This window comes from Streptomyces sp. NPDC020801, from assembly GCF_044334385.1.
In the GTDB taxonomy this organism is placed as follows: domain Bacteria; phylum Actinomycetota; class Actinomycetes; order Streptomycetales; family Streptomycetaceae; genus Streptomyces.
This window is the reverse complement of record NZ_JBIRST010000012.1, coordinates 101,144-112,821: the sequence shown is the minus strand read 5'-3', so window position 1 is coordinate 112,821 and position 11,678 is coordinate 101,144. Positions and strand designations below refer to the sequence as shown.

Here is an 11,678-nt window from a genome sequence, read left to right as displayed (position 1 = left end):
GGAGGGGCGACGGCGCGGGGTCGGGCGGTCCCTGATGGGGCGGTGACCGCGGAAGGGATGGCCGGAGCGCGTCATCCTAGAGCCGGGACGACCCGTCTGACCAGGGGTTTCCCGGGACGTATACGGCAATGTCAGCGCGGTGGTGTGCAATGGATCTCGTGCCCGCACTGGAAGAACCGCTCAAGAAGGTGCTCGGCCCCGCCACCGCGAAGGTGATGGCCGAGCATCTCGGCCTGCACACCGTGGGCGACCTCCTCCACCACTACCCGCGCAGATACGAGGAGCGCGGCCAGCTCACCCACCTCGCCGACCTGCCCATGGACGAGCACGTCACGGTGGTCGCCCAGGTCGCCGACGCCCGCCTGCACAGCTTCGCCTCCGCCCGGGCGCCCCGCGGCAAGGGCCAGCGCCTGGAGGTCACGATCACCGACGGCAGCGGCCGGCTCCAACTGGTCTTCTTCGGCAACGGCGTGCACAAGCCCCACAAGGAACTCCTGCCGGGCACGCGCGCGCTGTTCGCGGGCAAGGTTTCCGTCTTCAACCGCCGGCTCCAACTGGCCCACCCGGCCTACGAACTGCTGCGCGCGGACGGCGACGGCGCGGAGGAGACGGTGGAGACCTGGGCCGGCGCCCTGATCCCGCTCTACCCCGCCACCGCCAAGCTGGAGTCCTGGAAGATCGGCAAGGCCGTCCAGACCGTCCTGCCCAGCGTCCGGGAGGCCGTCGACCCGCTGCCCGAGTCGCTCCGCGCGGGCCGTGGCCTGGTCGCCCTTCCCGAGGCCCTGCTCAAGATCCACCGCCCGCACACCAGGGCGGACATCGCCGACGCCCGTGCCCGCCTGAAGTGGGACGAGGCCTTCGTCCTGCAGGTCGCCCTCGCCCGCCGCCGCCACGCGGACGCCCAACTCCCCGCCGTCGCGCGCGAACCCCGCCCGGACGGTCTCCTCGCGGCCTTCGACGACCGCCTCCCCTTCACCCTCACCGACGGCCAGCGGAAGGTCTCCGCGGAGATCTTCGCCGACCTGGGGACCGAACACCCGATGCACCGGCTGCTCCAGGGCGAGGTCGGCAGCGGCAAGACGCTCGTCGCCCTGCGCGCCATGCTCGCCGTCGTCGACGCGGGCGGGCAGGCCGCGATGCTCGCCCCCACCGAGGTGCTGGCCCAGCAGCACCACCGGTCGGTCACCGAGATGATGGGCGAGCTCGCCGAGCAGGGCATGCTGGGCGGGGCCGAGCACGCCACCAGGGTGGTGCTGCTCACCGGCTCCATGGGCGCCGCCGCCCGCCGCCGGGCGCTGCTCGACCTGGCCACCGGCGAGGCCGGGATCGTGATCGGCACCCATGCGCTGATCGAGGACAAGGTGCAGTTCCACGACCTCGGACTGGTCGTCGTCGACGAGCAGCACCGCTTCGGCGTCGAGCAGCGCGACGCGCTGCGCGGCAAGGGAGACTCCTCCCTGGGGGAGAGGCGGACCCCGCACCTGCTGGTCATGACAGCCACGCCCATTCCGCGCACGGTGGCGATGACGGTCTTCGGCGACCTGGAGACCTCCGTCCTCGACCAGCTCCCGGCGGGACGCTCGCCCATCGCCAGCCATGTCGTCCCGGCCGCCGACAAGCCGCACTTCCTCGCGCGCGCCTGGGAGCGGGTGCGCGAGGAGGTGGCCAAGGGCCACCAGGCGTACGTGGTCTGCCCGCGCATCGGGGACGACGCCGACGAAGCCGGCGGCCAGGGGAAGGCCACCAGCAGGAAGTCGCCCGAGGACGAGGCCGAGAAGCGCCCGCCGCTCGCCGTCCTGGACGTCGCCGAGCAGTTGGCGAAGGGCCCGCTGCACGGTCTGACGGTCGAGGTGCTGCACGGCCGTATGCACCCCGACGACAAGGACGCGGTCATGCGCCGCTTCGCCGCCGGGGAGACCGACGTCCTGGTCGCCACCACGGTCATCGAGGTCGGCGTCAACGTCCCCAACGCCACCGTCATGGTGATCATGGACGCCGACCGCTTCGGCGTCTCCCAGCTGCACCAGCTGCGCGGCCGCGTCGGCCGCGGCTCGGCGCCCGGCCTGTGCCTGCTGGTCACCGAGATGCCGGAGGCGAGCGCGGCCCGCCAGCGGCTGAACGCGGTGGCCTCCACCCTCGACGGCTTCGAACTCTCCCGCATCGACCTCGAACAGCGCCGCGAGGGCGACGTCCTCGGCCAGGCACAGTCCGGCGCCCGCTCCAGCCTGCGGGTGCTCGCCGTCATCGACGACGAGGAGATCATCACCGAGGCCCGGGAGGAGGCCGCCGCGGTGGTGGCCGCCGACCCGGACCTGGAGCGTCTGCCCGGTCTGCGCACGGCTCTGGACGCCCTGCTGGACGACGAGCGGGAGCAGTACCTGGAGAAGGGCTGACAGACTGGGAGCGAGGGCCACCCGAGCCGAGGCGAACCGACAACCGAGGCGAACCCGCACCCGCGCCGTACCCAGGCGGCGCCGCCACCCGAGCCGAACCGCACCCCGAGCCGAACCGGCACACGCGCCGCACCGACGACTGATCCGCACCGACGACTGATCCGCACCGACGACCGAGCCGCACCGACGACCGAGCCCACCGACAAGGACCCAAGGACATGACCCGCGTGATCGCCGGCCGGGCCGGCGGACGCCGTCTCGCCGTACCCCCGGGCAGTGGGACCCGGCCCACCTCCGACCGGGCGCGCGAGGGACTCTTCTCCACCTGGCAGTCACTCCTCGGCGGCCCGCTCGACGGCGAACGGGTCCTGGACCTGTACGCCGGATCGGGCGCCGTCGGCCTGGAGGCCCTGTCCCGCGGCGCCGGGCACACCCTGCTGGTCGAGGCCGACGCCCGCGCGGCGCGCACCGTCCGGGAGAACGTGAAGTCGCTCGGCCTGCCCGGCGCCGAGGTACGGGCGGCCAAAGCGGAACAGATCGTCCAGTCACCGCCCCCGGCCCAGCCGTACGACATCGTCTTCCTGGACCCGCCGTACGCCGTCTCCGACGACGATCTTCGCGAGATTCTGCTCACACTCCGCACTCAGGGCTGGCTCGCGGAGGAAGCCCTCGTCACCGTGGAGCGCAGCACCAGAGGCGGCGAATTCCGTTGGCCGCCCGGGTTCGACGCGATCCGGGCCCGTCGCTACGGCGAGGGAACGTTTTGGTACGGTCGCGCCGCCTCTACGTGCGAAGACGCACGATGACCGGACCGGAGAGCGAGGGATCTCAAGTGCGCCGCGCCGTCTGTCCCGGGTCGTTCGACCCGATCACCAACGGACACCTCGACATCATTGCCCGCGCCTCCCGCCTGTACGACGAGGTCTACGTGGCGGTGATGATCAACCAGTCCAAGAAGGGCCTGTTCGAGATCGAGGAGCGGATCGAGCTCATCCGCCAGGTCACCGCCGAGTACGGCAACGTCCGGGTCGAGGCCTTCCACGGCCTCCTCGTCGACTTCTGCAAGCAGCGCGACATCCCCGCCATCGTCAAGGGGCTGCGCGCCGTCAGCGACTTCGACTACGAGCTGCAGATGGCCCAGATGAACATCGGGCTATCCGGCGTCGAGACCCTCTTCGTGCCCACGAACCCCACCTACAGCTTCCTGTCCTCCTCCCTGGTCAAGGAGGTCGCGGCCTGGGGCGGAGACGTCTCCCACCTGGTGCCGCCAACGGTCTTCAAGGCGCTCACCCGGCGCCTGAAGAAGGACTGAGCCGCTGACAGTCCGTCACCCGCTGTCCGGCGATCACCTCATGGCCGTACAGTCGTCCCGTCCGTCTCCAACACATCGGTAGAGAGTGGCGAGCACACGGTGGACGTGCAGAAGAAGCTCGACGAGATCGTGGCCGCGGTCTCCAGTGCCCGGTCCATGCCCATGTCGGCGTCGTGCGTGGTCAACCGCGCCGAGCTGCTCGCGCTGCTCGACGAGGTGCGCCAGGCGCTGCCCGGCTCGCTCGCCCAGGCACAGGAGCTGATCGGCGACCGTGAGCAGATGGTCGAGGAGGCCCGGCTCGAGGCCGAGCGGATCATCGGGGCCGCGCACGCCGAGCGCGGCTCGCTGATCTCCGACACCGAGGTCGCCCGCCGCTCCCAGAACGAGGCCGACCGGATCCTCGCCGAGGCCCGCAAGGAGGCCGAGGAGGTCCGCGCCGAGGCCGACGACTACGTCGACTCCAAGCTCGCCAACTTCGAGGTCGTCCTCACCAAGACCCTCGGTTCCGTCGGCCGTGGCCGCGAGAAGCTGCTGGGCACCGGACCGGGCCTGGACGAGAACGGCTACGAGGACGAGGACGCCCCCGAGCGCAGCCAGGACCCGGAGACCCTGCGCCACAACGCCGACGCGTACGTCGACGCCAAGCTCGGCGCCTTCGAGGCGGTCCTCGCCAAGACCCTGGACGCCGTGGGCCGCGGCCGGCAGAAGCTGCACGGCCGCATCGCCAGCGACGACCTCGGCGCCCTCGCCGACGACAGCTCGACCGTCCAGCACTCCAGCGACGCCGACTACCTCGCCGGCCTCGCCGCCGTCGCGGACACCCCGGCGGCCCCGGCATCCGCCCCGGCCGCGCCCGTCGAGCCCCCCGCCCAGCCGCAGTACGAGCCGCAGCCGGCCTACGGCTACCAGCAGCCCGCCCAGGCCGATCCGTACGCCGGCTACCAGCAGGCCTACGGCCAGCAGGACCCCTACGGCGGCTACCAGCAGGCCGATCCGTACGCCTACCAGGGCTACGAGGCCCAGCAGGCCGCGTACGACCCCAACCAGGCCCAGCAGGGGCACCAGGCCCAGCAGGGGCACCAGAGTCAGCAGGGGCACCAGCAGGGCTACGCGCTCGACGAGACCAGCCTCTTCGACACCGGCATGATCAGCGCCGAGCAACTGCGGGCCTACGAACAGGGCCGGGGTCTGTAGCCGGGCCACCGGATTGGGCCGAGAGCGAAAGGTCAAGTATCCTGGCTCTTCGGTCGCGCGTACGTCCGCGATCAACGCTGCCCCGGGACACCGACGGGCGGCGTCCCCGAGCTTGGAAACCGAAAGCAGGAATGGCCCTGAACGCCCGCCTCGACCACCGCAACCCTCTCGTGTTCGACACACACGAGCTGGGGCGGCGTCCTGGCGCGCTGCAGCGCCTGACCCGCACGGTCTCCGCTCCCCGGGACTTCGGTATCCAGGGAGTGGTCGGAGTGCCGGAAGGCGCCCCGGTGGAGCTCGAACTCCGGCTCGAGTCGGTCATGGAAGGTGTGCTTGTCACCGGCACCGCCCGTGCACAGGCCGAGGGGGAGTGCGTAAGGTGTCTGGAGCCGCTCGAGCTCGAGCTCGAAGCGGACTTCCAGGAGATGTTCTCGTACCCTGACGCCGACGACCGGGGCCGTGTGATCGCGGAACCGGGCGACGACGCCGAGGACGACGAGGACAGGCTCTTTGTCGAGGACGGTCTCATCGGCCTCGAGCCCGTGCTGCGCGATGCGGTGGTGCTCGCACTGCCGATGCAGCCGGTGTGCCAGGAAGACTGCCCGGGTCTGTGCTCCGAGTGCGGAGCACGGCTCGCGGACGACCCGGACCACCACCACGACGCCGTCGACATCCGTTGGGCGGCTTTGCAGGGACTCGCCGGCACCATGTCGGACGGCGAGAAGGACGAGATGAGCGGCGCCGAAGCGGGCGTCGACGAGAAGCAGGAGAAGTAGCCGTGGCTGTTCCGAAGCGGAAGATGTCGCGCAGCAACACGCGCCACCGCCGGTCGCAGTGGAAGGCTGCGGTCCCCACCCTGGTTGCGTGCGAGCGCTGCCACGAGCCCAAGCAGCAGCACATTGCGTGCCCGTCTTGCGGCACCTACAACAAGCGCCAGGTCCTCGAGGTCTGAGCGGCTGGTGAGAGGCACCGTGTCCACTGCCAAGAAGGCGGCTGACGCCGACGCCACCAGTCCCCGCCGGCGCGGGGGCGTTTCGTCGGACAACACGGCCTCGTCCCACACGCTTCTGGAAGGGCGGCTCGGCTACAAGCTCGAGTCCGCCCTTCTGGTGCGCGCGCTGACCCACCGTTCCTACGCGTACGAGAACGGCGGTCTGCCGACGAACGAGCGGCTGGAGTTCCTCGGTGACTCCGTCCTCGGCCTCGTCGTCACGGACACGCTGTACCGCACCCACCCGGACCTGCCCGAGGGCCAGCTGGCCAAGCTGCGGGCCGCGGTGGTCAACTCTCGTGCGCTGGCGGAGGTGGGCCGTGGGCTCGACCTGGGTTCCTTCATCCGGCTCGGCCGCGGTGAAGAGGGCACGGGCGGCCGGGACAAGGCGTCCATCCTCGCCGACACCCTGGAAGCGGTGATCGGCGCGGTCTATCTCGACCAGGGCCTCGACGCGGCCTCCGAACTGGTGCACCGCCTGTTCGACCCGCTGATCGAGAAGTCCTCGAACCTCGGAGCCGGCCTGGACTGGAAGACATCCCTCCAGGAGCTCACCGCGACCGAGGGGCTCGGTGTGCCCGAGTACCTGGTCACGGAGACCGGCCCCGACCACGAGAAGACCTTCACTGCTGCCGCCCGCGTCGGAGGCGTCTCGTACGGCACCGGCACCGGCCGCAGCAAGAAGGAGGCGGAGCAGCAGGCTGCCGAGTCCGCATGGCGGTCCATCCGGGCCGCGGCGGACGAGCGTGCCAAGGCGGCCGAGCGTGCCGAGGCTGCCGAGGCCGCCGAGAACGCAGAGGCTGCCGAGGCCGCCGAGAACGCAGAGGCTGCCGAGAACGCCGACGAGGCGTCGGCCTCCGCCTGACCGACAGCACGATTCGAGCGCCCGTCCCTGCCCGGGGCGGGCGCTCGGCCCTTGCGGCGGCCGGCGGCTGTCCGGACCTCGCGGGCCCGGGCCGGCCGTGCCGGGCGTCCCGAGGCCGGGCGGCTGTTCGGCCCACCCGGGCCCGCGGGCCCGGCCCGGCAGGACGGCCGGTGGCCGTCGACCCGCACGGGCCGGCGGCGGCCGTGTCCGCCCATGTCCGACTGTTGCGACTGTCCGGCGGCCGACAGCGGCCGCTCGGCCCATACGACGGCCCGTCGCGGGCCGCGGAGATACGGGGGAGCCATGCCCGAGTTGCCCGAGGTCGAGGTCGTGCGGCGCGGTCTGGAACGGTGGGTGGCCCACCGGACCGTCGCAGAGGTGGAGGTGCTGCACCCGCGCGCGGTCCGGCGTCACCTCGCCGGACCGGACGACTTCGCGCACCGCCTCAAGGGCCACCGCGTCGGCGTGCCCAGCCGCCGCGGCAAGTATCTGTGGCTGCCCCTTGAGGACGGCGGCCAGGCGATCCTGGCCCACCTGGGCATGAGCGGCCAGCTGCTGGTCCAGCCGCACGAGGTGCCCCGCGAGAAGCACCTGCGCATCCGCATCGGCTTCGCGGACGCCCTCGGCACCGAACTCCGCTTCGTCGACCAGCGCACCTTCGGCGGCCTGTCGCTGCACGAGACCGGGCCCGACGGCCTGCCGGACGTCATCGCGCACATCGCCCGCGACCCCCTCGACCCCCTGTTCGACGACGAGGCCTTCCACCAGGCACTGCGCCGCAAGCGGACCACCATCAAACGGGCCCTGCTCGACCAGTCGCTGATCAGCGGGGTCGGCAACATCTACGCGGATGAGGCGCTGTGGCGGGCGCGGCTGCACTACGACCGCCCCACCGCCACCCTCACCCGCCCGCGCACGGCCGAACTCCTCACCCACATCAGGGACGTGATGAACGCGGCCCTCGCCGTGGGCGGCACCAGCTTCGACAGCCTGTACGTCAACGTCAACGGCGAGTCCGGCTACTTCGACCGCTCCCTGGACGCCTACGGCCGCGAGGGCCTGCCCTGCCGCCGCTGCGCCACCCCGATGCGCCGCCGCCCCTGGATGAACCGCTCCAGCTACTACTGCCCGCAGTGCCAGCGGGCGCCGCGGGCGCGTACCGCCTGAGCCGGCCGGCCCCCGGCGAGCGGAGTATCGCCATGGCCCTGCCCCAGCCGGGCGATGATCGAGGAGGACACCGCCGCGGAGGGCGACGCGCAGGTCCTCCAGGTGTTCCTCGCGGACGCGACCACCATGGCCGACCCGAGCGGAGGCTGCTGGCCGTCGACCTGCACGACGAGCCCGGCCGGACCTTCCGTCTGCCGCCGCGGTGGTTTCCGGGGATCTCCGCGAACCTCAGCATCGCGAACATGGACTTCGCCGAGTCCGCCGACGCCACCGACGGCTCGGGCACGTACCGCGGCATCGGGGCCGGGTGACGCGCCGGGCCGGACGGGCGGGAAGGGTTGGGCAGGCGGACCGGCGGGAAGGGCGGGGCTGGCCGAACGGGTGGGAGTGGCCGGGACCGGGGAAACGGTCCCTCAGACCTGACGGGTGTCGTACGCCTCGCGGGCAGCGAGGACGTCGTCCATCCGGCCCTCCACACAGTGGATGAGGGCCAGCAGGCGCTCGGCGACCTCGTGGCCGAGCGGGGTGAGTTCGTAGTCCACGCGGGGCGGGTTCGTCGGCTGGGCCTCGCGGTGCACCAGGCCGTCGCGCTCCAGCGCGTGGAGGGTCTGGGACAGCATCTTCTCGCTCACGCCGTCGACACGGCGGCGCAGCTCGTTGAAGCGGAGGGAGCCCACGTGCAGGGCGCCCAGGGTGAGCGCGCCCCAGCGTCCGGTGACGTGCTCCAGCGTGCCGCGCGAGGGACAGGCCTTGGCGAACACGTTGTACGGGAGGTCCTGCTCCTCCGTGCGCTCCTGCGTGATGCTCATGTCTCAAGCGTACTCGAACGCAGCGCTAGCCCGCAGCTTGCGCTAACCAAAAGTTAGTGCTTTCCTTCTCTCATCGCCGGTGAGCTGCATCCCCTGCGGCTCCCGTCCGCGCTGACTTCTGAGGAGAACGAACCGTGACCACCCCTGTTGTCTCCATCGCCTACCACTCCGGCTACGGCCACACCGCCGTCCTGGCCGAGGCCGTCCGGGCGGGTGCCGTCGAGGCCGGTGCCGAGGTGCATCTGATCAAGGTGGACGAGATCACCGACGAGCAGTGGGCGGCGCTCGACGCCTCCGACGTGATCGTCTTCGGCTCGCCGACCTACATGGGCACCGCGTCCGGCGCCTTCCACGTCTTCGCGGAGGCGTCCTCCAAGCGCTGGTTCGGGCAGGACTGGAAGGACAAGCTGGCCGCGGGCTTCACCAACTCCGGCTCCAAGAGCGGCGACAAGCTGCACACCCTGCAGTTCTTCCAGGTCCTCGCCGGGCAGCACGGCATGCACTGGGTCAACCTCGGCCTGCACCCGGGCTGGAACAACAGCGCCGGCTCCGAGCACGACCTCAACCGCCTCGGCGTATTCGCCGGCGCCGCCGCCCAGACCAACGTCGACGAGGGCCCGGAGGGCGTGCACAAGGCGGACATCGCGACCGCCGAGCACCTCGGCCGCCGGGTCACCGAGACGGCGAGGACCTTCCTGCTCGGCCACGCGGCCGCCTGATCCGAGGGCCGCTCACGGCCGCTCGGACCGGATTCAGTACCCGAAGTCCTGCGTCCACCAGGGGCCGCCGGAGCCGAGGTGGACGCCGACACCCAGGGTCTTGAAGTCGCAGTTCAGTATGTTGGCGCGGTGGCCGGGGCTGTTCATCCATGCGTCCATCACCGCCGCCGCGTCGGCCTGGCCGCGGGCTATGTTCTCGCCGCCCAGGCCGGTTATGCCGAGCTTCGCCGCCCGGTCCCACGGCGAGGCGCCGCTGGGGTCGGTGTGGTCGAAGAAGTCCTGCGTGGCCATGGCCGAGCTGAAGTTCTCGGCCAGGCCGGTGAGCGCGCTGTTCGCGGCCACCGGGCTGCAGCCCACCTTCGCCCGCTCCTGGTTGACCAGCTTGAGCACCTCCGCCTCGGCGGCGGCCTCGGCGGAGACGGCCGCCGGGGCGGGCTGGCTCTTGTGCGGCGCCTTGGCGGCCGCGTGGCCCGGCGTGGTCTTCGGCTTCTTCGTCTTCTCCGGGGCCGACGTCGGCCCCGTGCCGGCCGGCTTCGTGGGCGTGGCCGACGGCGCGGCGGAGGCGGAAGCCGAGACGGAGCCCGAGGCCGGGGCGGACTGCGCCGGTGATGTCGACCGGTCCGCGTCGCGGCTCGTGGACGAGCCCCCCGACCGGCCGCCCGCCTGCGCACTGCCCGACGTGCCGCCCTGCTCGCTCGCGCTGTTCGTGGGGGAACCCGCGGCCTGCACCTTGTCCGCGCCGCTGCTGCTGGAGCCGCCCAGCTTGTAGTTCTGCAGTCCGGGCACCGCGCCGGTGGCGACCGCGACGGTACCGATGGCGACCGCGGCCGAGACTCCGAGCAGGCCGGTGCGGACCGGCGTCGCGGCCTTCCTCTTCCGGCGGTGCCCGCGCTCGCGGTGCGGACCGACCGCGGGGCTGAAGCCCCCGGCCGGGAAGGTCACGGTGTCGGTCGCCCGGGCGTAGTCGTCGTCCGTCGCGAAGAGGTACTCCTGGGCCCTGGTGTAGGCGTCGCCGTACAGCTCCGGGTTGAGGTAGGGCGCGATGCCCATGCGGTCTCCGGCGTACGAGTCCAGCGGGTCGTGGCGCTGCGTGTACGAGCCGTGCGCTTCTGTGACCCCCGTGGCACGGTCCGTGGCGGCGCGGCCGGCGTCCGAGCGTCGGTGGCGTCCCATGTCCTGGCCTTCCTCGTCCCTGCGGTCGACGCGCGCCCTGAGCCGTGGCGGTCAACCTGACCCACTCGATCGAGTGAGTTTCATATGAGATTCATTGGGTGGGGACGGTACCGCATGGCGCGAGGGGAGGAAGTGTCCCGAGAGACATTGGCCGGTTAGGTTGCACCCATGAGCGAGGATGTGCGACTGGTCGCCTGGGTGCGCGGACGCGTCCAGGGTGTGGGTTTCCGCTGGTTCACACGGGCAAGGGCGCTGGAGATCGGCGGCCTGAGTGGTTTTGCTCTCAATCTGGGCGACGGACGCGTGCAGGTGGTCGCCGAGGGGACACGCGAGGCCTGCCAGAAACTGCTGGACTGGCTCCAGGGCGGCGACACGCCCGGACGCGTGGAGGGTGTCACCGAGATCTGGGACACACCGCGCGGGGGATACGAGGGCTTTGCGGTCCGCTGAGCCCGTCGCGCCCCGCCCCCGGACGAGGGCGCGGGAATCTGCCACCGGCAACTGCCCCGAGTGAAAAGGAGCAGGTGGTTGCCAAGAACCGCTTGCCGTGGCAGGCTCCGCACGGCAGGATGATCGCCACGCCCCCAGGGGCCCGCAGGAGTCGCAGTGCCACCGCTTTCCGGTCGCGCGCCCCCGGGACACCCGCTGATACGGGGTGTGATCGTGTTGACCGTCAAACTTTTTGGTGAGACGCTGAAAACCCGCGCACCTTAGCTGTTTGGCATGGATGAACGGCAGCACAAACTCAACAGTGCCAAGCACCACGGGTGCGAATCCCTCACGACCCACACCGCTTCGGTCGGTCACTCAGTGTGGAGGACCATCCATCATGGCAAAGGCGCTTCTCGGTTACGTCGGCGGCTCCGACCCTCGACTCCTCGCCGAGATGCGACGGCTCCAGCAGCGCGTACAGGACCTGGAATCCGAGCTCGTACGGATCCAGGCGGAGAACGACGCGCTGACGGCTGCCGCTTCTCACGACAGGATCATGGAGAGCATCGACGCACACCAGGCGGAGCCTGCGCTCACCTGATCACTGCATCGCACAACGGCAC

Annotated in this window: 14 protein-coding genes; 12 read left to right on the top strand and 2 right to left on the bottom strand. The window is 71.4% G+C overall.

The features are described 5' to 3' along the window. Positions 1–149 precede the first annotated feature (149 nt). From recG to ACH4UM_RS24680, 9 genes are all read left to right on the top strand, one after another. The gene (recG, locus tag ACH4UM_RS24720; RefSeq protein ID WP_398183191.1) at positions 150–2,393 is read left to right on the top strand and encodes an ATP-dependent DNA helicase RecG; all 2,244 of its coding nucleotides are present in this window, start codon (positions 150–152) and stop codon (positions 2,391–2,393) included. A gap of 218 nt (positions 2,394–2,611) precedes the next feature. Beyond that, complete coding sequence (gene rsmD / locus ACH4UM_RS24715; RefSeq protein WP_398183188.1) at positions 2,612–3,199, top strand: 16S rRNA (guanine(966)-N(2))-methyltransferase RsmD; 588 nt, start codon at positions 2,612–2,614, stop codon at positions 3,197–3,199. Positions 3,200–3,225: 26 nt separating this feature from the next. Beyond that, on the top strand, positions 3,226–3,705 hold the full coding sequence (coaD, locus tag ACH4UM_RS24710; protein WP_398183578.1) for a pantetheine-phosphate adenylyltransferase: 480 nt from the start codon (positions 3,226–3,228) through the stop codon (positions 3,703–3,705). Positions 3,706–3,804: 99 nt separating this feature from the next. Beyond that, complete coding sequence (locus ACH4UM_RS24705) at positions 3,805–4,899, top strand: cell division initiation protein (RefSeq protein ID WP_398183185.1); 1,095 nt, start codon at positions 3,805–3,807, stop codon at positions 4,897–4,899. Between the two features lie 131 nt (positions 4,900–5,030). Continuing rightward, entirely contained in the window at positions 5,031–5,675 is a 645-nt protein-coding gene (locus ACH4UM_RS24700) for a YceD family protein (RefSeq protein ID WP_398183182.1), read from the top strand. Between the two features lie 2 nt (positions 5,676–5,677). Continuing rightward, the gene (rpmF, locus tag ACH4UM_RS24695; RefSeq protein WP_003951102.1) at positions 5,678–5,851 is read left to right on the top strand and encodes a 50S ribosomal protein L32; all 174 of its coding nucleotides are present in this window, start codon (positions 5,678–5,680) and stop codon (positions 5,849–5,851) included. A gap of 7 nt (positions 5,852–5,858) precedes the next feature. Then, on the top strand, positions 5,859–6,755 hold the full coding sequence (gene rnc, locus ACH4UM_RS24690) for a ribonuclease III (protein WP_398183179.1): 897 nt from the start codon (positions 5,859–5,861) through the stop codon (positions 6,753–6,755). Positions 6,756–7,058: 303 nt separating this feature from the next. Then, positions 7,059–7,922 carry a bifunctional DNA-formamidopyrimidine glycosylase/DNA-(apurinic or apyrimidinic site) lyase gene (gene mutM / locus ACH4UM_RS24685; protein WP_398183176.1) on the top strand — a complete coding sequence of 288 codons (864 nt, stop codon included), beginning with the start codon at positions 7,059–7,061 and terminating at the stop codon, positions 7,920–7,922. Positions 7,923–7,954: 32 nt separating this feature from the next. Further along, positions 7,955–8,233 carry a DUF6924 domain-containing protein gene (locus ACH4UM_RS24680; RefSeq protein WP_398183173.1) on the top strand — a complete coding sequence of 93 codons (279 nt, stop codon included), beginning with the start codon at positions 7,955–7,957 and terminating at the stop codon, positions 8,231–8,233. 102 nt (positions 8,234–8,335) lie between these two features. On the opposite strand, the gene ACH4UM_RS24675 is transcribed toward ACH4UM_RS24680, so the two are convergent. Further along, positions 8,336–8,731, bottom strand: coding sequence for a winged helix-turn-helix transcriptional regulator (locus ACH4UM_RS24675; protein ID WP_398183170.1), 396 nt, complete (start codon positions 8,729–8,731; stop codon positions 8,336–8,338). A gap of 134 nt (positions 8,732–8,865) precedes the next feature. Here ACH4UM_RS24675 and ACH4UM_RS24670 point away from each other — a divergent pair, with 134 nt between their 5' ends. Continuing rightward, positions 8,866–9,450: a flavodoxin family protein gene (locus ACH4UM_RS24670; RefSeq protein ID WP_398183167.1), complete on the top strand. Its 585-nt coding sequence runs from the start codon at positions 8,866–8,868 to the stop codon at positions 9,448–9,450. Positions 9,451–9,483: 33 nt separating this feature from the next. Here the strand turns inward: ACH4UM_RS24670 and ACH4UM_RS24665 are convergent, their stop codons facing one another. Then, positions 9,484–10,623, bottom strand: coding sequence for a CAP domain-containing protein (locus tag ACH4UM_RS24665; RefSeq protein ID WP_398183164.1), 1,140 nt, complete (start codon positions 10,621–10,623; stop codon positions 9,484–9,486). Positions 10,624–10,791: 168 nt separating this feature from the next. Between ACH4UM_RS24665 and ACH4UM_RS24660 the strand changes: the two genes are divergently transcribed. Both ACH4UM_RS24660 and ACH4UM_RS24655 read left to right on the top strand, forming a co-directional pair. Continuing rightward, on the top strand, positions 10,792–11,073 hold the full coding sequence (locus ACH4UM_RS24660) for an acylphosphatase (RefSeq protein WP_398183161.1): 282 nt from the start codon (positions 10,792–10,794) through the stop codon (positions 11,071–11,073). A 379-nt stretch (positions 11,074–11,452) separates the two neighbouring features. Continuing rightward, entirely contained in the window at positions 11,453–11,656 is a 204-nt protein-coding gene (locus tag ACH4UM_RS24655) for a hypothetical protein (protein ID WP_058922942.1), read from the top strand. Positions 11,657–11,678 lie beyond the last annotated feature (22 nt).

Coding starts and splice junctions, on each gene's coding strand:
- ACH4UM_RS24675 (WP_398183170.1), bottom strand. CDS start 8,731: ATGAGCATCACGCAGGAGCGCACGGAGGAGCAGGACCTCCCGTACAAC.
- ACH4UM_RS24665 (WP_398183164.1), bottom strand. CDS start 10,623: ATGGGACGCCACCGACGCTCGGACGCCGGCCGCGCCGCCACGGACCGT.
- mutM (WP_398183176.1), top strand. CDS start 7,059: ATGCCCGAGTTGCCCGAGGTCGAGGTCGTGCGGCGCGGTCTGGAACGG.
- rsmD (WP_398183188.1), top strand. CDS start 2,612: ATGACCCGCGTGATCGCCGGCCGGGCCGGCGGACGCCGTCTCGCCGTA.
- recG (WP_398183191.1), top strand. CDS start 150: ATGGATCTCGTGCCCGCACTGGAAGAACCGCTCAAGAAGGTGCTCGGC.
- ACH4UM_RS24700 (WP_398183182.1), top strand. CDS start 5,031: ATGGCCCTGAACGCCCGCCTCGACCACCGCAACCCTCTCGTGTTCGAC.
- ACH4UM_RS24655 (WP_058922942.1), top strand. CDS start 11,453: ATGGCAAAGGCGCTTCTCGGTTACGTCGGCGGCTCCGACCCTCGACTC.
- ACH4UM_RS24680 (WP_398183173.1), top strand. CDS start 7,955: ATGGCCCTGCCCCAGCCGGGCGATGATCGAGGAGGACACCGCCGCGGA.
- ACH4UM_RS24660 (WP_398183161.1), top strand. CDS start 10,792: ATGAGCGAGGATGTGCGACTGGTCGCCTGGGTGCGCGGACGCGTCCAG.